23 protein-coding genes are annotated in these 21,069 nt (G+C 49.8%); 15 read left to right on the top strand and 8 right to left on the bottom strand.

Translation table 11 applies throughout. The annotated features are described in order from the left end of the window. Nucleotides 1-136 precede the first annotated feature (136 nt). The gene (locus GC097_RS23275) at nucleotides 137-574 is read left to right on the top strand and encodes a BrxA/BrxB family bacilliredoxin (protein WP_171685694.1); all 438 of its coding nucleotides are present in this window, start codon (nucleotides 137-139) and stop codon (nucleotides 572-574) included. Between the two features lie 165 nt (nucleotides 575-739). After that, on the top strand, nucleotides 740-1,549 hold the full coding sequence (gene nadE / locus GC097_RS23270) for an NAD(+) synthase (protein WP_171685693.1): 810 nt from the start codon (nucleotides 740-742) through the stop codon (nucleotides 1,547-1,549). A 47-nt stretch (nucleotides 1,550-1,596) separates the two neighbouring features. Here the strand turns inward: nadE and GC097_RS23265 are convergent, their stop codons facing one another. Continuing rightward, nucleotides 1,597-2,574 carry an aldo/keto reductase gene (locus GC097_RS23265; protein WP_171685692.1) on the bottom strand — a complete coding sequence of 326 codons (978 nt, stop codon included), beginning with the start codon at nucleotides 2,572-2,574 and terminating at the stop codon, nucleotides 1,597-1,599. A 187-nt stretch (nucleotides 2,575-2,761) separates the two neighbouring features. On the opposite strand from GC097_RS23265, the gene acpS reads away from it, so the two are divergent. Further along, nucleotides 2,762-3,148 carry a holo-ACP synthase gene (acpS, locus tag GC097_RS23260; RefSeq protein WP_171685691.1) on the top strand — a complete coding sequence of 129 codons (387 nt, stop codon included), beginning with the start codon at nucleotides 2,762-2,764 and terminating at the stop codon, nucleotides 3,146-3,148. 5 nt (nucleotides 3,149-3,153) lie between these two features. Here the strand turns inward: acpS and GC097_RS23255 are convergent, their stop codons facing one another. Together GC097_RS23255 and GC097_RS23250 are read right to left on the bottom strand one after the other, a co-directional pair. Beyond that, nucleotides 3,154-3,555 (bottom strand): c-type cytochrome, encoded by a 402-nt coding sequence (locus tag GC097_RS23255; RefSeq protein WP_246294418.1) that lies wholly within the window; start codon nucleotides 3,553-3,555, stop codon nucleotides 3,154-3,156. A 13-nt stretch (nucleotides 3,556-3,568) separates the two neighbouring features. Beyond that, complete coding sequence (locus tag GC097_RS23250; RefSeq protein WP_171685690.1) at nucleotides 3,569-4,198, bottom strand: hypothetical protein; 630 nt, start codon at nucleotides 4,196-4,198, stop codon at nucleotides 3,569-3,571. A gap of 99 nt (nucleotides 4,199-4,297) precedes the next feature. On the opposite strand from GC097_RS23250, the gene mutY reads away from it, so the two are divergent. Beyond that, the gene (gene mutY / locus GC097_RS23245; protein WP_171685689.1) at nucleotides 4,298-5,419 is read left to right on the top strand and encodes an A/G-specific adenine glycosylase; all 1,122 of its coding nucleotides are present in this window, start codon (nucleotides 4,298-4,300) and stop codon (nucleotides 5,417-5,419) included. Here mutY and GC097_RS35060 read toward each other — a convergent pair. From GC097_RS35060 to yfhS, 3 genes are all read right to left on the bottom strand, one after another. Beyond that, a complete protein-coding gene (locus tag GC097_RS35060; protein ID WP_171685688.1) occupies nucleotides 5,400-6,083 on the bottom strand; it encodes a Crp/Fnr family transcriptional regulator in 684 nt (227 codons plus the stop codon). The genes mutY and GC097_RS35060 overlap by 20 nt on opposite strands. A 148-nt stretch (nucleotides 6,084-6,231) precedes the next feature. Continuing rightward, on the bottom strand, nucleotides 6,232-6,843 hold the full coding sequence (locus GC097_RS23235; RefSeq protein WP_171685687.1) for a superoxide dismutase: 612 nt from the start codon (nucleotides 6,841-6,843) through the stop codon (nucleotides 6,232-6,234). An 87-nt stretch (nucleotides 6,844-6,930) separates the two neighbouring features. After that, nucleotides 6,931-7,137, bottom strand: a complete 207-nt coding sequence (gene yfhS, locus GC097_RS23230; protein WP_171685686.1) for a mother cell protein YfhS — start codon at nucleotides 7,135-7,137, stop codon at nucleotides 6,931-6,933. Nucleotides 7,138-7,302: 165 nt separating this feature from the next. On the opposite strand from yfhS, the gene GC097_RS23225 reads away from it, so the two are divergent. The 3 genes from GC097_RS23225 to GC097_RS23215 are packed head-to-tail and all read left to right on the top strand — an operon-like array spanning nucleotide 7,303 to nucleotide 11,083. Further along, nucleotides 7,303-8,859, top strand: a complete 1,557-nt coding sequence (locus GC097_RS23225; RefSeq protein WP_246294417.1) for a spore germination protein — start codon at nucleotides 7,303-7,305, stop codon at nucleotides 8,857-8,859. Then, nucleotides 8,859-9,968, top strand: coding sequence for a GerAB/ArcD/ProY family transporter (locus tag GC097_RS23220; protein ID WP_171685685.1), 1,110 nt, complete (start codon nucleotides 8,859-8,861; stop codon nucleotides 9,966-9,968). Before GC097_RS23225 ends, GC097_RS23220 begins: the two co-directional genes overlap by 1 nt. After that, complete coding sequence (locus GC097_RS23215) at nucleotides 9,920-11,083, top strand: Ger(x)C family spore germination protein (RefSeq protein WP_171685684.1); 1,164 nt, start codon at nucleotides 9,920-9,922, stop codon at nucleotides 11,081-11,083. Before GC097_RS23220 ends, GC097_RS23215 begins: the two co-directional genes overlap by 49 nt. Before the next feature lie 52 nt (nucleotides 11,084-11,135). Here the strand turns inward: GC097_RS23215 and GC097_RS23210 are convergent, their stop codons facing one another. Continuing rightward, complete coding sequence (locus GC097_RS23210; RefSeq protein ID WP_171685683.1) at nucleotides 11,136-12,989, bottom strand: PAS domain-containing sensor histidine kinase; 1,854 nt, start codon at nucleotides 12,987-12,989, stop codon at nucleotides 11,136-11,138. A 220-nt stretch (nucleotides 12,990-13,209) separates the two neighbouring features. On the opposite strand from GC097_RS23210, the gene GC097_RS23205 reads away from it, so the two are divergent. The 3 genes from GC097_RS23205 to GC097_RS23195 all read left to right on the top strand — a co-directional run bounded on the left by GC097_RS23205 (nucleotide 13,210) and on the right by GC097_RS23195 (nucleotide 16,270). Beyond that, nucleotides 13,210-14,562: a TrkH family potassium uptake protein gene (locus tag GC097_RS23205; RefSeq protein WP_171685682.1), complete on the top strand. Its 1,353-nt coding sequence runs from the start codon at nucleotides 13,210-13,212 to the stop codon at nucleotides 14,560-14,562. Between the two features lie 229 nt (nucleotides 14,563-14,791). Continuing rightward, nucleotides 14,792-15,994 (top strand): MFS transporter, encoded by a 1,203-nt coding sequence (locus GC097_RS23200; RefSeq protein WP_171685681.1) that lies wholly within the window; start codon nucleotides 14,792-14,794, stop codon nucleotides 15,992-15,994. Nucleotides 15,995-16,036: 42 nt separating this feature from the next. Next, nucleotides 16,037-16,270 (top strand): hypothetical protein, encoded by a 234-nt coding sequence (locus tag GC097_RS23195; RefSeq protein ID WP_171685680.1) that lies wholly within the window; start codon nucleotides 16,037-16,039, stop codon nucleotides 16,268-16,270. 271 nt (nucleotides 16,271-16,541) lie between these two features. On the opposite strand, the gene GC097_RS23190 is transcribed toward GC097_RS23195, so the two are convergent. Then, nucleotides 16,542-16,805 carry a hypothetical protein gene (locus tag GC097_RS23190; protein ID WP_216625870.1) on the bottom strand — a complete coding sequence of 88 codons (264 nt, stop codon included), beginning with the start codon at nucleotides 16,803-16,805 and terminating at the stop codon, nucleotides 16,542-16,544. 768 nt (nucleotides 16,806-17,573) lie between these two features. Between GC097_RS23190 and GC097_RS23185 the strand changes: the two genes are divergently transcribed. From GC097_RS23185 to GC097_RS34795, 5 genes are all read left to right on the top strand, one after another. Then, nucleotides 17,574-18,005, top strand: a complete 432-nt coding sequence (locus tag GC097_RS23185) for a GNAT family N-acetyltransferase (RefSeq protein ID WP_171685679.1) — start codon at nucleotides 17,574-17,576, stop codon at nucleotides 18,003-18,005. 141 nt (nucleotides 18,006-18,146) lie between these two features. Further along, nucleotides 18,147-18,701, top strand: a complete 555-nt coding sequence (locus GC097_RS23180; protein ID WP_171685678.1) for a DUF402 domain-containing protein — start codon at nucleotides 18,147-18,149, stop codon at nucleotides 18,699-18,701. Next, nucleotides 18,702-19,307 (top strand): signal peptidase I, encoded by a 606-nt coding sequence (gene lepB, locus GC097_RS23175; RefSeq protein ID WP_171685677.1) that lies wholly within the window; start codon nucleotides 18,702-18,704, stop codon nucleotides 19,305-19,307. It abuts the gene before it with no gap. After that, nucleotides 19,308-20,498, top strand: a complete 1,191-nt coding sequence (gene queG, locus GC097_RS23170) for a tRNA epoxyqueuosine(34) reductase QueG (RefSeq protein ID WP_171685676.1) — start codon at nucleotides 19,308-19,310, stop codon at nucleotides 20,496-20,498. After that, nucleotides 20,495-21,067 carry a methylated-DNA--[protein]-cysteine S-methyltransferase gene (locus GC097_RS34795; RefSeq protein WP_281364329.1) on the top strand — a complete coding sequence of 191 codons (573 nt, stop codon included), beginning with the start codon at nucleotides 20,495-20,497 and terminating at the stop codon, nucleotides 21,065-21,067. The genes queG and GC097_RS34795 overlap by 4 nt, the downstream gene beginning before the upstream one ends. Nucleotides 21,068-21,069: the final 2 nt, after the last annotated feature.

The following is a 21,069-nucleotide window of genomic DNA, read 5'->3' as shown; positions in this document are numbered from 1 at the left end:
GAAAGATGAACCTTTGGCCCTGCGAAGTAATGGAACAGGTCGACTAACACTTTGCATTCATCGTTATCGGATGTATAATATAAGTTGTAACGATTACGTTTTGAGAGTAACTATTAAATCCTAAGGGGTGGCACATATGGCAATGTCTTTTGATTCCTACATGAAAGATATGGTTAAACCGATGAGGGAAGATTTGACTCGTCTGGGAATTACGGAGCTTCTGACTCCAGAGCAAGTGGATGAAGCGATTGAGAAATCCAAAGACGGCACGATGCTGCTCGTTATCAATTCCGTTTGCGGATGCGCAGCAGGTCAATGTCGTCCAGGTGTGGCAAAAGCTCTTCAAAACGATACGCTGCCAACATACACATACACCGTGTTCGCAGGTCAAGAGAAGGATGCAACAGCGAAGGCTCGTGAATATTTGGCACCATACCCGCCATCTTCCCCATCCATCGCGTTGTTCAAAAACGGTGAGCTGGCTCACTTCATTCAACGTCATCAAATTGAAGACCGTTCGGCCGATATGATTGCCGGCGACTTGATCGGTGCTTTCAATCAATATTGCAAATAATGAACGTCTAGGGATTTGACTCGCTATTGCAGCTGATGCATGGCGGGTCTTTTCCTTTTTTACGGGGCGGAAAAATGCGATTATACTTTGAAATTTCAAGGTTGAAAGTCTATACTAGATTTCAAAGAATGTTGGTTTCACACTATAGAAAAGGTGGAGAGAGGCATGAGTTTGCAAGCAGAAATTATCGCAAAGCTCGGCGTAAAGCCGGAAATTGATATGGATGAAGAAATCCGCAAACGGGTGGACTTTCTGAAAAACTATGTGCTTGGCGCGAAAGCGAACGGCCTGCTGATCGCAATCAGCGGCGGAATCGACAGCGCCGTAGCGACAGGCTTGTGCAAGCAAGCGACGGACGAGCTGACAGCGGAAAAGGGCACCGAATATAAAACAGTCGGCGTGTTTCAACCATACGGTCAGCAAGTGGATATCGAAGATAGCTACGCGGTGGCCAAAGCATTCGATTTGAAATATCAAATCGAGAACAACATTGAAGAGGCCGTCGACGAAATCGCGATTGAAGTCGAGTACGGGCTCAAGCATATCGGCGTTCACCAGCATGTCAGCCGTGGCGGCAAAGGCAACATCAAAGCGCGGACGCGTATGGTGATGCAGTATGCGCTTGCGTTTGAGCTGGGCCTGATCGTTGTGGGAACAGACCATGCCTCCGAAGCGATTACCGGATTCTTCACCAAATACGGCGACGGTGCCGTCGACATCACGCCGCTGAGCACGCTGAACAAGCGCCAAGTGCGCACCTTGGCAGCGAAGCTTGGCGTTCCGCAAAGCGTGCTGGATAAGGCTCCGACAGCCGGACTTTGGGACGGTCAGACGGACGAAAATGAGCTCGGCATTACATACGGCGATAACAGCGACTACCTGGAAGGCAAGCAAATCGATCCGGCTGTCCAAGAGAAGCTGGAGAAACAGTATCTCAAAACGGAGCATAAACGTATTGCGATTCCGGGCATTTAAGAGCACTAGAATAAAACCCCCAGCCTTTGAGGTTGGGGGTTTTGTGCCTATGGAACGCGAACGCCGCGTGAGCTTTCAAGCAGCGTGTACCACTCTTCACGCGTCATGTTTTCAGAGGCGCGAAGCGCATCTTGGCAAGCTAGGACGCGCTCAGGCGAGGAAGTTCCAATGACCGGCTGGATGCGGGCCGGGTGCTTCATTAACCAGCCGAGCACGATGGCTTCCGGTGTCGTTTCTTTTTGAGCAGCCAGTTTCTGAACGAGGGCAGCTGTGTGCTTGATGTTCTCCGGCTCGTCTTCGATCGCTCTGCCGGAGAATTTACCTTTAGCCAGAGGGCCCCAAGCTTGAAGCTGAATATCCGCCATCTGGCAGTGCTCCAGGATGCCACCCTCGAAGTTGACGTCTATGCCGGCTTTTTGATTGACCAGAATGCCTTGTTCAATCCAGTCCAGGCGAGCCAGGCTCAGTTCCAGCTGATTCACCACGAGTGGTTCAGGCAGGGAATTTTGAATAAAGCGCATTTGTGCAGCGGTCATATTAGAGACGCCGAAGTGACGCACTTTGCCGGCAGAACGCAATAGATTGAAAGCTTCAGCGATCTCTTCCGGTTCCATAAGCGGATCCGGACGGTGAAGCAGCAGCACATCCAGATGTTCCACGCCCAGGCGGCTGAGAATGCCATCGACCGAAGGAATGATGTGGTTTTTGCTAAAATCAAAACGCTGTGGATTCACATCGTCCTGAAAGCGAATCCCCACCTTGGATTGAAGAATGATTTGATCGCGAAGATCAGGTCTCTTCTTCAGGATTTCACCGAAAACCGTTTCGGATTTCCCTCTTTTATAAATATCGGCATGATCGAACATGGTAATGCCAATGGAAAGTGCAGCTTCTACTGCTTTCTCGGCAACGATGTAATCCTCTTTGGTCAAGGGTGCCGACGTCCAATCTCCGCCAAGCCCCATACATCCAAAAACAATTCGGCTATTCGATATTCCACGCTTTTCAAGTGGCATGATTCTCATTCGTGTTGGCCTCCCAGCTTTTAATCTATGTCCAGTATACGCCTAGTTCATGTCCGGCAGAAGAGCTGAAAATAGTGTTACTTACTTACCTGGAAGTAAGCGAGCCCCTTAATGAATTCTTGACCGCGGGGGACGAATCGTGTACAGTGTACGCAAAACGCTGGAAGAAAAATGGTGATGAAGAGCGATGATTATTGGTGTCGGTACGGATCTAGTTGAAATTGCACGGCTGCGTAAAATGCTGGAAGGATCTGCGGGCGAAAGGTTTCTGGAGCGGATTTTGACGCCTCAGGAGAGAGAGCTTGCGCAAAGGCGGCGCGGGCGGCTGGCGGAGTTTGCTTCCGGCCGCTTTGCGGCGAAGGAAGCGATTGTCAAAGCGATCGGCTGCGGCATTGGCAAGCAGATTGGCTTTCAGGATGTGGAGGTGCTGCCGGATGAACAGGGCAAACCGGAGTGCCGGGTGCGCGAGGAGGCGCTGCAGCGGGCAGGCCTAATAGGCAGCCACCGAATCCATATCTCTATTACGCATACGGAATCAATGGCTGCCGCCTATGCGATTGTGGAGCAGCTCTAGGGCTGCTATTTCTTGGAGCTGAGCCAGTCGCTCAGCAGTCCGATTTCTTCTTCGGACAGCTTATTGCTGTAGACGGGCATGCCGCCTCCGCCGTTTTTGATCTGGTTCGCAATTTGCTCTTTGCTCATCTTGCTGCCGACCTTTTGCAAATTCGTCTTGGCGCCGACTTTGCCGGACAGATCCACGCCGTGGCAGCTGATGCACTTGTTCGCGGTGAAGAGCTCCTGCGCCTTCACGAACGCAGGGTTGCTCTCGCTTGCTGCGGTAGCGGCCGGCGCCTTCGGTGTGGCTTCGCCACCGGAAGCACCGCTGCACGCGGCTAACGCGAGCACCATCGGCGCAACGAGGAGTGCGCCGATTTTTCGCCGCCATGCTGTGCGCAGCATGGCTTTTTGGTTTTGCCTCATAGCGAGTGTCCTCCTATTCATGCTGCCGTCCCCAAACGCGAAGCATATACCCGCTCGCGATAAGGCTAATGCCGCCCATACCCTCTAGAATGACAGCGGAGTAGCCCAAGTACCAGACGCCCATCAAAGCTGACAGGGCGAACAGCCACAGACCCAGATAAATCAAAGGTCTGCCCAGCAGCAGCCCGATCTGCACGAAACCGATCGCGAGAATGAACGCCCGCAGCACAGGGGTGAATAAAGGTCCGATCGCGCCTATGGCTTCGAGCAAAGCGACAGCGGCGATGAGCATCACGCCCGGCAGCAGCAGCAAGACTGGATGCCCCCAACCGCTTCGGTCCGTCAGGCCTTTGCCTTCCCCGTCGGCGCGGAAATCTTTGCGCAGGCTCCACAGCTGTATCAAGCTGGCCACGACAGCGGTAAGAAGTGCGGCCTGTTTCAGCCAATCCAGATCGCGCCAGTACATTGCGATATCCACAAGCGCGCTGAATATCCACTCCGCGCCCCAAATGAATAGTAAGGGAAGGAGCGCGCGGGCTTGGCCTATCCATATTTTCCTTTTGTTCATCAAATCTTTATGCTTGTTATTGTCCGATTCCTGCTGGTTCATATTGTGCAGATCCCTTTGTTTCGTGTTTTGCATACATTCACCTCTAGTTTTATGTTCCGCAATTCTCGTATAATGGAATCATGTCCATTCATTCATTATAACTGGAACGCGCCCCATAGAGAAGGAGAGCTCATGTACAGTCAAGAACAAATGCTTTATTTTTCCAAAAATTTGCTGGATTGGTATCATACGCACAAACGGGATTTACCATGGCGAAGAAGTAAAAACCCTTACTATATATGGATTTCCGAAGTCATGCTGCAGCAAACCCGCGTGGATACGGTAATTCCTTATTTTCACCGATTTATCGACCAATTCCCGACCGTTGAAGCTTTGGCTACCGCTCCCGAGGAGAATGTTCTGAAAGCTTGGGAGGGACTCGGCTATTATTCGCGGGCCAGGAATCTGCAAACAGCCGTGCGGGAAGTTCACGAGCGTTACGGCGGCATCGTTCCTCAAACGAAAGAAGAGATTTCGTCGTTAAAAGGCGTTGGCCCCTATACGTCCGGAGCGGTTCTCAGCATCGCCTATAATAAGCCGGAGCCGGCAGTTGACGGCAATGTCATGCGCGTGTTGTCGCGTTATTTTCTCATTGAAGAAGATATTATGAAGCCCGCCACCCGGACCCGGATGGAAAAGCTGGCGCGCGAGCTCATTCTGGAAGGAACGGCAAGCGACTTTAATCAAGCTCTGATGGAGCTTGGGGCTATGGTGTGCACGCCTCGGTCGCCGCACTGCTTGACGTGCCCGGTCATGGCGCATTGCGCTGCGCGTGAAGCCGGCATGGAAGAAGCCCTGCCCATCAAAAAGAAAGCCAAACCGCCGCGTCCGGAACTACGGGCAGTGGCTTTGATCGAGGGCACGGGTGAAAATGAAGGAAAATGGTTAATCAGACAGCGTCCGCAGGAAGGCTTGCTCGCCCGTATGTGGGAGCTACCGCATGTGGCCTGGGAGCCTGAGGGATGGCTCTCCGATGAGGAGAATAAGGCGGGCTTGCGCAAAGCGCTTGCAGACCAAGAGCAAATCGTGATCCAGCCTGGCGACTGGTTTATGGATACTGAGCATATTTTCAGTCATATCATATGGAAAATGAAAGTATTTCGCGCTAAGATGAACAGCGTGAGCCACTCGGCAGGCGGGGGAGAATGGATCCCGTTCCATTATCGCTGGGTAGGCACGGACGAGCTGTCGCAGTACGCTTTTCCTAATGTGTTCATCCGGATTATGAAAGATTTTATCGAATCTCGGCCTTGATGGCCTCCACATTTCTTAATGTGATTAACTTTTTATCAATTTTTATGAGGGCATCGTCCTGCAGCTCCTGCAGCACCTTGGTAACGGACTCGCGCACGGTGCCAACCATATTGGCCAACTGCTGATGAGTGAGTTTAACATCGATCAGAAGACCGTCCGGCGTAGGGATGCCGTGCTGCTCGGACAGGCGGATGATCGTTTTTATAATCCGTGAGCGTACCCCCAGAAATGTCAGATCGTAGATTTGATCGTTGGCCAGACGCAGTCGCCCCATTGTTGTTTCCAAGAGCTTCAGGCACAGCCTGGGGCTCTTTTCCATGTATTGAACGAAGGATGAGCGCTTCAAAGCATAGAGTGTGCAAGCTTCCAACGTCTCGGCGGTTGCCGACCGGGTGAGACCGGCGTTAATCAGGGACATCTCGCCAAAGAAATCCCCATCCCGAAACAAAGCCAGAATGATCTCCTTGGCTTCATCCAACCGATATATTTTGACTACACCTGATTTAATAAGGAATAACTCCTCGCCTGCGTCGCCTTCCAAGAAAAGAATGCTGCCCTTCTTCACTTTTTTTTCTACAAATAAAGGAGCAATGCCTAGTAAATCAGTTTGGGAGAGTTCTTGAAAAAGAGGAACGTTTTGAAGTAAGGGAACGATTGTTTTCACCTGGTTCTCATCTCATTTCAGGATAATATTGGTTACTATTATCGTACTACTTTCCCGAAAGACCGTAAACCATTTCCATCATCAAAAAGAAAAAGGCTGCCCTCAAGTAGATCAACCTACTTTAAGGACAGCCTCTTGTATGTCTGGCTTATTTCGCAGCGTCGTAACGCTTGCCAACTTCAGCCCAGTTCACAACGTTCCAGAACGCTGCGATGTAGTCAGGGCGTTTGTTTTGGTAGTTCAGGTAGTAAGCGTGCTCCCAAACATCAAGACCAAGGATTGGCGTTTCGCCTTCCATGATCGGGCTGTCTTGGTTAGGCAAGCTGTATACTTTCAAGTTGCCTGCTTTGTCAACCGCTAGGAAAGCCCAGCCGGAACCAAAGCGTGTTGTTGCAGCTGCAGCGAAGTCTGCTTTGAATTTGTCAAAGCCGCCAAGCTCGCTCTCGATAGCTGCTGCAAGCGCGCCAGTAGGTGCTCCGCCAGCGTTTGGTCCGATAACTTCCCAGAACAAGGAGTGGTTCGCATGTCCGCCACCGTTGTTGCGAACAGCTGTGCGAATATCTTCAGGAAGGCTGTTTAGATCAGCAATCAGGTCGTTTAGGGATTTATCGTGCAGAGCAGGATGTTTGTCCAGAGCTGCATTCAAATTAGTCACATAAGCGTTATGGTGACGGTCGTGGTGAATTTCCATCGTTTTTGCATCGATGTGCGGCTCAAGTGCATCGTTCGCATAAGGAAGAGCTGGTAGTTGATGTGCCATTGTATAAATACCTCCTAAAATTATGTAGATTCAACTTCTTCATTATGAAGGAATTTCGATAATAAAGCAACATCTATGTTTACTAAGTCAGACGCCGCGACGTTCGATTTCCTGAAGGATTTGGCTGTGGATATGGTTGCCCTGCTCATTGAGCCAGGGGGATAAATCGCTCATTTGCCTGTGGTTAAAGCGGAGTTCGATCTCGGTCCATTCATTTGGCTTGATCGTGCTCAGCTCTTGGAAATCACGAATCCTCCGTGGATATTGTGAATAGATTTCCTCGTTGTTCGACATGGTTTCACCTCGCATTCCTTCTATACCATCCGAAAATTTACCACTTTTTATGCATGGAATTTTGGTGAAAGCTGAATTTCTCCAGTCCGGCTAAAAAACGTTTGAATAATCCATGGAAATTCTAGGGAGAATGAAAGAATCAATGGATGAAGCAAGAAGGTGTACATGATGAGCTTTGTTCGCCGTTTATTTCGCTGGTCGAACCGACTATTCATTCCGAAGACTGTGCCGGAGCAGCACGGGCAGTTTGCGTCAGAGAGCAGAACGCTGCATACAACTCTTGCGGAGAATGTGCTGTCGCTGCAGGCTACTTTTAGCAAAACCCCGGACTTGGTTATCCGCACATTCATCTATAAGCAAACGGGAAGTCACGCAGCGCTTGTGTACCTGTCCGGACTTACGGATAAGAATTCGATTAACAACAACGTCCTGCGCCAGCTTATGTTTCACCAGGTTGACGAAGATGGGGATGAACTGCCTGTAACTCTTGGCCTAATGAGCACTATGACGGCATGGGAGTCAATAGAGACAGCTATTTTGCATGGTTATAGCGTCCTTTTCATAGATGGACTTCCTCACGCCTATGCGTTGGATACTCAAGGCTGGCCCCAGAGGGCGATTTCGGATTCGCAGATAGAAGCGTCGTTAAAGGGAGCCCATCAGGGATTCATCGAAACGGACAGTCAAAATATTGCTTTAATACGCCGGTATATCAGCAGCACCGAGTTGAAAATCAAGGAATACTACGTGGGTCGAAGAGCTAAAAGCAAAGTTTCTCTTCTCTATTTAGAGGATGTTACTTTGCCCGATCTGCTGCAAGAAATGGAAACGAGGATCACTAAGCTGGATGTGGACTGCATTTTAAATACAGGGGAATTAGCGGATTATATCGAGGATAACTCCTTCTCCTTGTTCCCGCAATTCATTACGACAGAGCGCCCGGATACGGCTGCCTCTCAAATTTTGCAAGGAAGAATCTGCGTTGTGCTGGACCGCTCCTCCAGCGTCTTGATTGCGCCGATGAATCTCGTCGCTTTTTTTCAAGGCATTGACGATTACAGCATGCGATGGCCAGTCGCTACGTTCCTAAGGCTGCTGCGTATTCTGGCTTGCTTTGTTGCTACCTTTCTGCCGGGGATCTATATTGCCTGCATTTCATTTAATTATGAAGTGATTCCCTTAGATCTCATCTTATCTATCGGTCAGTTTAGGGCGGCTGTTCCCTATCCTCCGTTAGTCGAAGCCTTGATTATGGAGATTATGCTTGAAATGCTTCGCGAAGCGGGCATTCGATTGCCTGCCCCTGTCGGCCAGACGGTGGGCATCGTAGGCGGCATTGTCATTGGACAAGCAGCTGTTCAAGCGGGGATCGTCAGCAATATTATGGTTGTAATCGTAGCCTCCACAGCGGTTGCTTCTTTCATCCTGCCTAACTATGACATGGCATCTTCCATTCGGTTGATTCGGTTTCCGATGATGATTCTCGCCTCGATATTTGGCATTGTCGGGATCATGGCGGGGTATATGGTTCTGGTGGCGCATCTTATTAATTTAAAGTCACTTGGCCAGTCTTACAGCTCACCGATCGCCCCTATACGTTTAAAGGATTGGAAAGACAGCTTCGTACGTGTGCCCCTGTGGAAGATGATTATGCGCCCCCAAAGTATAAGAACTCTTCAGAAAAAGAAAATGGGCTCAAAACGTGAAGGTGATGACAACTAATGCCCAATACAGGGAATGACTATGAAAACAACAAAATAACACGAATGCAGTTTATCTTTCTGATTCATGGGATGCAGGTGGGCGTAGGTGCGATAGAGATGCCGACGGTGCTTGCGGAAATCAGCGGCACGGATGGGTGGATAGCTATTATTTTGGGCTGGATCGGCTCTGTTTTGGCGAGTCTGGTGATCATCCAAGTCATGAAAAAATATCCGAATGGAACGATTATTCAAGTAGTGAGGCATCACTTGGGCAAAGGATTCAGCACCGTTGTAACCGTGATCTATGCTGTCTATATGCTTATGTTCGCCTATCTGATTTTTAACAGAATGGCGCTTCTCATCAAAACATGGATTATGCAGCAATCTCACACATATGTGCTCATGCTGCTGTTTGTTGTCCCCGCTTATATGATCGTGAAGGGGGGCGTCCGAAGCCTTGGGCGTTTCGCGGAAGTGGCTATTTTAAGCACCGTGTGGATGCCGTTCGTTCTGTTATATGTATTAAAGGATGCTCATTGGATCTATCTGCTGCCGGTTCTTAAAGAAGGCTGGATGCCGGTCTGGCACAGTGTGAGCTCGACGATTCTTTCTTTTTTGGGTTTTGAAAGCGCGCTGTTTTTTTATCCGTATTTGGAAAATAAAAAGTCGGCATCCGCCAACATCATCATCGCCAATACGCTCACTCTTGCCGTGTATTTATTTGTAACGATCATTTGTTTTGTTGTCTATAGCCCGGACGAAATCACCCAGTATCATGATGCACCGCTTTCTGTTGCGAAAATAATCGAATTCCGCTTTCTGGAGAGGTTCGAGATTATTTTTTTAACCGTGTATTTGCTCCTTATTTGTAAAACGTGGTTTCCCGCTTTTCATATTGCCGTTCAATGCGGGGAGCAGTTGTTGGCCAAAGGAAAAACACACCTTCATATAATCGTTCTATTGGCCGGCATGGTCATGGTAACGTATATTTGGGACCCGAGCTGGCGCCAGAGCAGAGAATGGGTGAAGTTATTTAATCAGTACGGAGTGGGCACAGCTTACTTGCTTCCCCTTTGTTTATGGGGACTTCTTATCGTGCGGAATTGGATGGCGAGGTGGCGGAATTGATTCGTCTGCGTAAAATCGTGCTGCTTTTGATTGCCATGATGCTTGTGCTTCAAGGGTGTGACGATCGGGTTGACTTGGAGGATATATCGCTTCTTCTGATGATGGGAATTGATTTGGATAAGGACAATAATCTTGTCTTCTATTCTTCGAACCCTGTCTTCAGTAAGGAAGCGAAGGAAAAAAATGAACAGAGCAAGGTGCATGCCATTACAGTGAGAGGAGCAAGAAATGAGTTTGACGCCCGTGTTTCAGCTCTTATCAGCTCAGGTAAAATCCAGAATGTTCTTATTGGCAAGCGCATTTTAGAGCATGAGGGATGGCTCAAGCTGTTGGATCTCTATTTCCGGGATTCGAAGGCAAATATTCTTGCGAAGGTCATTGCGGTGGATGGTTCGGTTGAGGATATTATCTACTTTAAGCCGGCTAATAAGCGGAGGCTTCCTCTACATGTGGCCACACTTATCGATACAGCCAGGAAGAGGAATCTTATTACAGCGACAACGCTTCACAACCTGCATAATCAGGCGTATGAAAAGGGAATAACGCCATACGTGCCTCAATTGCGCAAAGATAGGGACATTGTCGCGATGGGGACCGCACTGCTAAATAAAAAAGGCAAGTTCGAAACGTTGTTAAGTTTGCCGGAAACACAGCTGCTGCTGCTTTTGCAAGACGAAGTGAAAGGCAGCCTTTCGTGTACCATTCAGCTGCCGGAAGAGAGCAAGGAAGACCTGTTTTCAGCAGGGGCTGTGACCTTTTATGTACTGCATTTCAAGCGGAAGGTGCATGTGACCTATTCGCAGGATCAGTTCCATTTCGATGTTGAGCTGGATCTGCCCATTCGTTTAACGGAAAAGTTATTTGCTTTTGACGTGGAAAAGGATGAGGGAGAACTGGAGGAAATGATTAATAGACAGCTAAACAAACGAATGAAGGAACTTATTGACAAGCTTCAGAAAAAGCAGCTCGATCCGATCGGACTTGGTACGTTCGCTCGCGCTTATCAATATAGTGCATGGGAGAAAGTGGATAACCGTTGGGGAGAAGCTTTCTCGAAAGCAGAGGTAAACGTGCGCGTGAAGACTACGATTAAGGATATGGGTGAGGTAAAGTAGGAGGAAAAGGGCCATCCTGATGCAGCAGGATGACCCTGATAAGCTCTACATGTTAACTTACCGTCGGAAGGCAAACCTCTACGGCAGTTCCTTCATTCTCTTTACTGAATACGCTTACGGTCCCATTGTGATTTTCAATAATTTTCTTGCTGACCATAAATCCCAGACCGGTTCCTTTTTCCTTCGTTGTATAGAAGGGTTGGCCGAGCTTCGTCACAATATCCTCGGGAATTCCGCAACCGTGATCGATGAAACGCAGCAGCAATCTGTTGTCGTTCAGCATTTTTACTTGAATGTTAAGGACTCCGCCTAGCGGCATAGCCTCTATCGCATTTTTAATGTAATTGATGCACACTTGTTTCAATTGGTTCTGATCGCACAGGATAGGGGAAAGATCAGGTTCACATTCCGTGATGATTTCAACATTGTTTAAAATCGCCTGAGATTCCAGCAGCGTAGTTACTTGCGCCAAAATATTTCGAATGTCCTCGCGATCGGAGTGGACCATTTGCGGCTTGGCCAGAATCAGCAGCTCGTTCAGAATCATTTCGATGCGTTCGATTTCCGATGACATGATTTCATAATACAGTTTTTTATCGGAAACTCCCGATTTTATGAGCTGAATAAAGCCTTTAATCGCTGTGATCGGATTACGGATTTCATGCGCAATTCCTGCAGCCAACTGACCGGCAACAGACAGTTTCTCCGAATTAATCAACAATTGCTCTGCCTGCTTCTTCTCCGTAATATCGTGGCAAGTGCCAGCTATGCCGATGATTTCGCCAGTTGTGTCATGAATAGGGGATAGCGTCGTGCTCACATCAACCAAGGTTCCATCTTTGCGAAGTCTAATCGTTTCGAAGCCGATCACCGAAAGTCCGGATAGCACCTGGTCGTGAAGCTCCCTCGTTTGGTCGGCCAGATCGGCGGGTGTAATAGGCAGCGGTTGGTTGATGATTTCTTCGGATCTCCACTGAAAAAGCTTCTCGAAGGCGGCATTAGATTCCAGCACCTTTTCGTCACGGTCAATAACCCAAATGGCGTCCCCATTGTTTTTGATGAAGGATTCAAGTCTTTCTTTGGTTGCCCACAGCTCGTCTTCGGCTTGCTTGCGCTTCGTAATATCTCTGCCGACGGCCACTATTTTTACTACGCCGCCTTCTTCGTTGCGAATCAGATTGACGGTCGTCTCCAGCCAGACATAGTGGCCTTGTTTATGCCGAACGCGGCACATGAACATATCGTTATCCGAATTTTCTAGGATACAACGCTGATCTACAGCAAGCCTATCATCCGGATGCCATAATTCAATCATTCTATTGCCGATGAGTTCCTCTACTTCATAGCCAAGCAGATTCCGAACGGCGGGCGAAATATGACGCGTTACGCCTTCCGGCGATGCTATCGTAATGATATCCAGCGCGTTATCCAAAATAATCCGGTACAGCTCTTGGATTTCATCTAAATTTGTATTCATATTTAAACGGTATGGAAGATTCTTTTCATGGCAAAGATGTTCTTTCTCTCGCAATTCGGCTTCGTCATGCTTGTGAATAGTTATATCCATAATTTGGTAGATGAAGAAATGACTTTCCTCATCATCGAACAGGGAAACAACCTGTTTGGACCATATGATATGTCCGTCTTTATGATAGTACCTTTTTTCCATTTGGCAGGAATCCCGCTTGTGCGCAAGCAGTTCGGTCATGAAATGCAATTCGAACCCAAGATCCTCCGGATGAGTGATCTCCTGAAAGGTGAGTGTGTATAGTTCCGACTCCGAATATCCCAAGATCGAACAGATGGCCGGATTCGCTTTGAGAAAGCGTCCGTCCGCTGCCGTGATAACCATCCCAATCGGAGCGTGTTTAAAAGTTTGTATAAATAAAGATTCATTTAACATCATTGCCAAAACTACCTCCCGGTGAGGGGCTTTACTTAAGCTTTAAGATACCCATTGACATGTTTCTATTAAGATCGTACCTATTCCTGCCTATACAAAATAATATTTAGGCACAGAGAGCTATTTTAGAGGCAAAGAGCTCCGAGCAAAAGACCGCTCTTTACAATACATCTGCCAGATTATACAATTGTCGAAAACTCAATTGTGTACGGAGCTGCCCGAAATGTTAAATAAGATTAGAAGATTTCGCTTAAGTCCGCCTCAAGTTTTGGCACTTGGATTTATTTTGATGATCGTGACGGGGTCACTCCTGCTGTCGCTGCCCATCTCCGTCTCAGGCGAAGGTAAGATGACATGGATCGACGCTCTTTTTATGGCGACCTCAGCCACCTGCGTAACCGGACTTTCTGTTATCAATACAGGCGCGCATTTATCCACTTTTGGGGAAATTGTACTCATTCTGCTTGTCCAAATCGGCGGTCTTGGCTTTATGACCATGTCCACGCTTATTGCGTTAGTCCTGCGCAGACGGATCTCTTTTCAGGAGCGTCTTGTTCTGCAGGAAGCGATGAACCATGAGTCTACGGAAGGGATCGTCCGGCTTGTCCGCAAAGTGCTCATCTATGCGCTCTACATAGAATTGGCGGGCGCGGTGCTATTTACCATCCGTTGGTCGTTTGAGCTGCCAATCGGTCAGGCTGTGTACTTCGGCATCTTTCACAGCATCTCTATTTTCAACAATGCCGGATTCGATCTGTTCGGTGGGTTCTCTGACCGGCCGGGCTCTCTGATGCATTATGTCGAGGATCCGTTCGTGAACATTGTCTCCATGCTGCTGGTCATTCTCGGCGGGATTGGATTTATCGTAATCTCCGACTTGCTGACCTTTCCCAAGAATAAAAAACTAACGCTGCACAGTAAGGTCGTACTCAGCGCGTCCGCGGCATTAATTTTCGTTGGCGCCCTGGTCATCCTGATATTCGAATTCACCAACACGCATACGCTGCAGCCGCTCTCCCCCGTGGGCAAGCTGCTCAGCTCGCTGCTGCAGTCGGTGTCCTCCCGTTCAGCAGGCATCAATACCATCGATATTCCTTCGATGCGGCAGGCGACACAGTTTTTTATCATTATCCTGATGTTTATCGGGGCCTCGCCCGGTTCCTCCGGCGGAGGCATCAAGGTGACGACTTTCGTCATTCTCGTCGGCGCGGTTCTGGCCATGATGCGGGGCAATGAAGAAATCGTGCTGTTCCGCCGGCGTATTTCAAAAGATCGCATTTATAAGGCAATTACATTTACGCTGCTGTCCTTCTCTTTAATCGTCATCTCAACCATCATCCTCACCATAACGGAGAGATTCTCGTTCCTTGGCGTATTGTTTGAGGTCACCTCGGCCTATGCCACCGCGGGGATGTCGTTAGGATTAACGTCGCAGCTGACGGAATTCGGCAAAGTGTTTCTGGCCATTCTCATGTTCGTTGGACGGCTTGGACCTGTCACGCTCGCCTACATTTTGATTCCGCTGCCGGAGAAAGAGCGTTACCGTCACCCGGAAGGTAAAATTATGATTGGATAAGCCCGTTGAAAACGTACCCTCGGAGCAATTGCAGAGCGAACGTGCAGCGGAAAGGGGTTGTACCAAAAGTCTATTTTGGGACAACCTCTATTTGTGCATCCTCGATCCATAATTTCTACTATCGGTCTAAAGATGATAAAATAAGCTTATCGGAAGATGAGCTATCGGGAGAGTTTGAGAAAATGGTTGAGCGTACAAGTGTAATTATGAAGCAGCAGGGGGAGAGCACATGGAATTTTCTTGGAAGCGAAATCTGGTTACATTATGGATCGGCGTTTTTTTCTGCGGGATGGCCTACACCATATCCGTTCCCTTCTTGCCGATTTTCCTGCACACGGAACTCGGGATTGATAAAGGGCTTGAAGCATGGTCGGGCATTACATTCGGCATCACCTTTTTAGCGAGCGCTTTAATAGCCCCTTACTGGGGATCGCTTGCTGACAAATATGGCCGCAAACCGATGCTCATCCGTTCGGGGTTCAGTTTAAGCGTACTTTATTTCGCCACCTTTTTCGTTCATGATCCATATCTTTTCCTGGTTGTGCGAATTTTGCAGGGGCTGCTTGCCGGCTTCGTTCCCGCCGCGATTGCGCTGGTCGCTACGAACACGCCGGAGAAGGAAGTCGGGTATGCACTTGGCGTCATGTCGACAGCAGGCGCGGCCGGAAGTGTGATAGGTCCGTTAGTCGGCGGTTTTGTCAGCCATTGGGTAGGCAACAGAGAGTCTTTCCTCGTTTCCGGTTGCGTGGTCCTGGTTGCGGCTTTCATTGGGCTGTTCGGGGCCAAGGAAAAGAACTTCAACCGCTCGGCTGAGCGGTCCAGCGTCCTGGATGATTTGAAGTTGGCTGCGCACAACAGACCTTTTCTGGTCATCCTCGGCGTCACCATGCTGGTGGCGACCTCCGTCATGATCGTCGAGCCGCTGCTAACCATCTATGTGCTGCAAATGGGAGGCAGTCAAAGCTCCGCGTCCCTGAGCTCGGGCATCATTTTCTCAGCAGTCGGCGTAGCGACCGTCATTGCAGCGCCTCGATGGGGCAAGCTCGGACAGAAATTCAGCTACTCCAAAACGCTTTTCATCGGACTTTTGGGCGGAGGCATCGGCAATCTGCTGCAGCTAGGCACCCATCATTTGTTGGCTTTCGGTATTTTGAGGTTCAGCTACGGGCTGTTCTTTGCCGCCGTCTATCCGGCGCTGAACGCATTAATTGTGAAGTTTACGGATCCCGGCTTTCGGGGCAGGGCCTTTAGCTTGAATCAATCGTCTACGCAGTTGGGAACGATGGTCGGGCCGATCATCGGCGGCTTCTTGGGCGGTTGGCTTGGGATTCCGCTCGTTTTTGCCATCAATGGTTTGGCGCTCATCGGAGTGGCGTTCTTCTATAAATATCGGGGGCCTAAACAGGCTGTCTCACAATCCGGTGTGATCTAGCTGCTGGCAGCAGGGGGCGAGATCTGCGAGCCGGTGGCCCCGGTGGAGCCTAAGGAGCCGACCGGGTATGCGGAGCTGGTGGAACTGGCGAAGCTCGCAGAGGCGGCCAGGTCAGCGGAGCTGGCGGAACTGCGAAGCTCGCAGAGGCGGCTAGGTCTGCGGAGCAAGGGGAACTACAGGGCGTTATTTTGCCGAAAACAGCCCATTGAGCGGTTGAAAGGGAACTATGGTCCGCTATTTTGCCATTGTAGACAGGCATTTGACCAGCTAGTGTGAAATAAGACCCTGTAGTTCCCCTTCGAACTCCGTTATTCCGTTTTTCGACTAAATAAGGGAATATAGTTCCCCTTGAATCGGCCGGGACTATAATGTGCTCGTCTCGGGCTCACTGGGCAGATTAAGCCCACTGATCTAAAGTCCGCGAAACCCATCAGACGCACCAAACTTACCAAACTCACGAGACCCATCCAGCCCAACAGATCCAGCAGACCAATCAGCCCCATCAAACTCATCAAACTCATCAACCTCATGAGACCCACCAACCCCACTAATCCATCAGCCCCATCAAACGCACCAAACCAGTTAGACCCACCAAACCCAGCAAACTCACCAGATCCAGCAGACCAATCAAGCCCAGCAAGCCCAGCAAACTCACCAGATCCAGCAGATCCACCAAGCCCACCAAGCCCACCAAACCCACCAGTCTCACCAAACCCACCAGACTCACCAAACCCACCAAACTCACCAGACTCACCAAACCCACCAAACCCACCAAGCCCACCAGACCCACCAGCCTCACCAGACCTAGCATACCCACCAAGCCCACCAGCCTCACCAGACTCACCAAGCCTCACCAGACTCACCAAGCCCACCAGACCCACCAGACCCACCAGACCCACCAGACCCACCAGCCTCACCAGACCTAGCATACCCACCAACCCCACCAGCCTCACCAGCCTCACCAGCCTCACCAGCCTCACCAACCCATCGACTCCAGTTGCAGGTAGAGTAAGTATAGTTTGCTTTTTTGTGCGGTGAGGGGGCGGTTTCAACGCTTGGAGGGCAGATTGGGGAACTACAGGGCGTTATTTTGCCGAAAACAGCCCATTGAGCGGTTGAAAGGGAACTATGGTCCGCTATTTCACCATAATGGACAGGCAATTGGGCACCTAGTGTGAAATAAGACCCTGTAGTTCCCCTTCGAACTCTGTTATTCCATTTTTCGACTAAATAAGGGAATGTAGTTCCCTCGGTCGGGGCGATAATGTGCTCGTCTCGGGTCTGCTAAGCCGATTTACCCCACCACACTTCGTAGGGCGAAGAGTTTGACATGCCCACGCCACGGATATGAAAGTAAGAAGAACCCCAGCTCAGGCTAACTAAACGAAATAGAGACGATTTGCGCGCAATTTGTTGAAAACGCTTGCATTTAAGCGCTTTCAAGAGGTTTCTAGAAAAAAACCAAGATTTTTGTGAATTTTAACACATTTTCAGCAGGATTCCGTCCTTTTTTGTCGTATTTACTAAAATACCATAAATTTAATCCTAACAAATTAATAGGGGATTGGGAGAGAACCGTATGCATGTTCGTTCATTTCAGCTTGGTGATACCTCTTTGGTGACATCACTCTTACAGGATGTTTTGTCGGAAACCTGCTATGAGGAAACGATGGAAGCATTTGCTCGTCAACTTTCTTGGGATACGGAGCTTGTGCTGGTTGCACAAGAAGAATCAGAAATCGTGGGCATGATTATTGGCACTATCGACAACAACAACGGGTATTACTATCGAATTGCAGTTGCCACAGAGTATCAGCGTAAAGGTATCGGTAAAGCTTTGATCGAAGCAATGAAAATGAGGTTCCTCCATCGGAACGTGAACAAAATTATGGTAACGGTCGACGTCCATAATGAAGTCGTACTCCCTGTGTATGAATCGGCAGGTTATAGTACATCTGATTTTTCCCGTGCTGCGCATCGGTTGAGCATTGTGAAGAAAGTCAGCGTGTAATCGCTGTTTGCATGCCGTAGAATTGAATAGATTTGGATCGAGGGAAGCATATCGGTGCCGCCATTGCAATTGGGGGTCAGATATGCTTTTCTATATACTAGGGGAACTTATCGGCAGCTATCAATAGAGGAGCTTTGAGACATGGAGAATTTCGCGCCTTATGTGATAAAAAGCTTCAAACATGACGGACATTTACACCGGATGTGGCTCACAAATTGGCGGGTACCGTCGCACATCCTTCATCCCGACCATCTCCGGCAAGAGATGATGGTGTTTATTAATAGCCAGACGAAGATTCAGGAAGCTGATGGCAAGGAATGGGTCAGCCGTATTCCGGGCGTCTCTTTTTTCATTCCAAAACAATGGTTCAACATCGTTGCGCTTATTGAAGATACAGGCGTGAGATATTACTGCAACGTGGCGTCTCCCATGTATGTCACTCAGCAAGTGCTGACTTATATCGACTACGACCTTGATGTGATTCGAATGCCGGATCGCTCCGTGCATATCGTCGATCAAGATGAATATGAACGTCATAAGCTAAATTATCATTATTCGAACCTTGTCGAAACGAAGGTAAAGGATGGGCTTGCCGCTGTCTTGGAGCTGGTGAACACGGACAAGTCTCCTTTTCAAGACGATTTGGTTATGCATTATTATGAGCAGTGGGAAAAGCATAGGAACGGAGGAGCCTGAATGAGCTTCTTTGTAGGCCGAAATGAATCGAATCAAGCGGCTTCACAGCCCAAGCATGTTAATCAAACAGAGGTAAGAAGCCTGACCCATGAGCTGTGGGATTGGACGAAATCCATTCTCGTAGCTCTTCTTGTCGTTATTCTTGTGCATCAATTCGGTTTTAACTTGTCTACGGTTCGCGGTCATTCGATGGACCCTACACTTCAAGAGGGAGAATGGCTGTTTGTGAATAAGGCCATTACGTACTTTAAAGCGCCTCAGCGCGGAGAGATTGTCATTCTCAAGGAGACGGAGGAGTATGACTTTACGCACCACCCTTTTTTGGTGAAAAGGGTTGTCGCCGTCGGAGGCGACGAGGTACAGGGCCGAGGAGGCGCTCTGTATGTTAACGGCGAGAAGGTCGACGAGCCGTATACCGATTCGGCCATCGAGGACGGCGACTTTGGTCCGACGCGCGTCGGGGAGGGCCGCGTCTTCGTGATGGGCGATAACCGCCATGCGGCGGCAAGTGCCGATAGCCGCAGGTTCGGGGAAGTTCCGACTAGTCTGATCCAAGGCCGGGCCGAGTGTGTGCTATGGCCATTCTCGATGGCCGAGAAGCTCTAAATGAGAGAGGAGAGGTGTTTGGCGGTGGACATCAGCAAATTACAGCAAGAGATCGTGGAAGCCGCGCCATCTCTCGGTATTGATAAGATCGGCTTCACGAGTGCGGAGCCGTTCACGGAACTGAAAGACATCCTTCTCCGCCACCGCGAGAAGGGGTTTGAATCCGGCTTCGAGGAGCCGAATATCGAGAAGCGGGTGCGTCCCGAGCTGAGCTTCGACGCGCCGCGCTCGATCATCTCCATCGCGGTGGCGTACCCGTCGAAGCTGGCGAACCCGCCACGATCCGAGCCTGGGGCGTATCGGGGAATCATTTCGCGCTCCTCTTGGGGGAGCGATTACCATGATGTGCTTCGCGATCGGCTCGCGAAGCTGGAGGCTTTCATCGCGGAGCGCGTGCCTGAAGCGCGATTGCAAAGCATGGTCGACACCGGCGTGCTGGTCGACCGCGCTGTCGCGGAGCGGGCCGGCATCGGCTGGTCCGGCAAAAACTGCGCCGTCATTACCCCCGAATGGGGCTCGTGGGTCTATTTGGGCGAAATCATCACGAATATTCCGTTTAGACCTGATACGTCGATGATGGACCAATGCGGCGACTGCACGATATGTATCGACGCATGTCCTACAGGAGCGCTCGTCGGACCGGGACAATTGAATTCGTCCCGCTGCATCTCTTTTATCACCCAGACGAAGGGATATGTCGAAGACGAATATAAGCTCAAAATCGGCAACCGGCTCTACGGCTGTGACACCTGCCAGATCGTCTGCCCAAAGAACAAAGGGATGAATTGGACGCATCATCCGGAGTTCGAGCCCGACCCCGAGAAGGTCAAGCCGCTCCTGATTCCCTTGCTCACAATGACGAACAAGGATTTCAAAGAACAATACGGACGCATCGCGGCTTCCTGGAGGGGCAAAAAGCCCATCCAGCGCAATGCGATCATCGCGCTGGGGAATTTCAAGGACAGAACCGCCGTGCCGGTTCTCAGCGAGCTGCTGCGGACCGATCCGCGGCCAGAGATTAGGGCAACGGCAGCATGGGCGCTGGGGCGGATAGGCGGCGAAGACGCTGAGGCTGCGCTGGGCAAAGCCCAAGGAGCGGAGCAAGAGCCGGCTGTGCTGCAGGATATTGAGAAGGCTGTCGCAGCCATCCGTCAAGCAACTTCGGACACAGGGGAGAAGGAATCAACATGACACAAGATCAGCAGGCTGTTTCGAACGTCCTGTATTATACGGAGGTCGCTGCGCCCATTGGGGCGTTAGTCCTCGTCACGACATCCAAGGGACTGTGCCGTGTCGCTTTCGGTACCATGGCTCAGAATCAAGAGGGGCTGCTTGAATGGGCAGCACGCTGGTTCGGCAAGATGACCCGGCTGCAAGAGGATGTGTCAAGTCTGGCGCCGGTAGTAGCGCAGCTGGAGGAATATTTTCGAGGGGAACGGCTCGTCTTTGACGGGGAACTGGATTTGCAGGGCACGGAATTTCAGAAAAAAGTTTGGACAGCCCTGCTTTCCGTCCCTTACGGAGAGACAGCTTCTTATAAACATATTGCGGAAGCGATTCAGTCGCCGAAAGCCGTAAGAGCGGTTGGCGGCGCGAATAACAAGAATCCGGTTCCGGTCATTATTCCTTGTCATCGCATCATTGGCGCAAGCGGCGATCTTATTGGCTATGCCGGGGGTCTGAATATCAAAACATCGTTGCTTGATCTAGAACGATTAAATCGATTACAACGCCTGAATACGGATCCAAACAATAACTAACA

This window comes from Paenibacillus planticolens (assembly GCF_013141725.1).
GTDB lineage: Bacteria > Bacillota > Bacilli > Paenibacillales > NBRC-103111 > Paenibacillus_E > Paenibacillus_E planticolens.
This window is presented reverse-complemented; position numbering and strand designations above follow the sequence as displayed.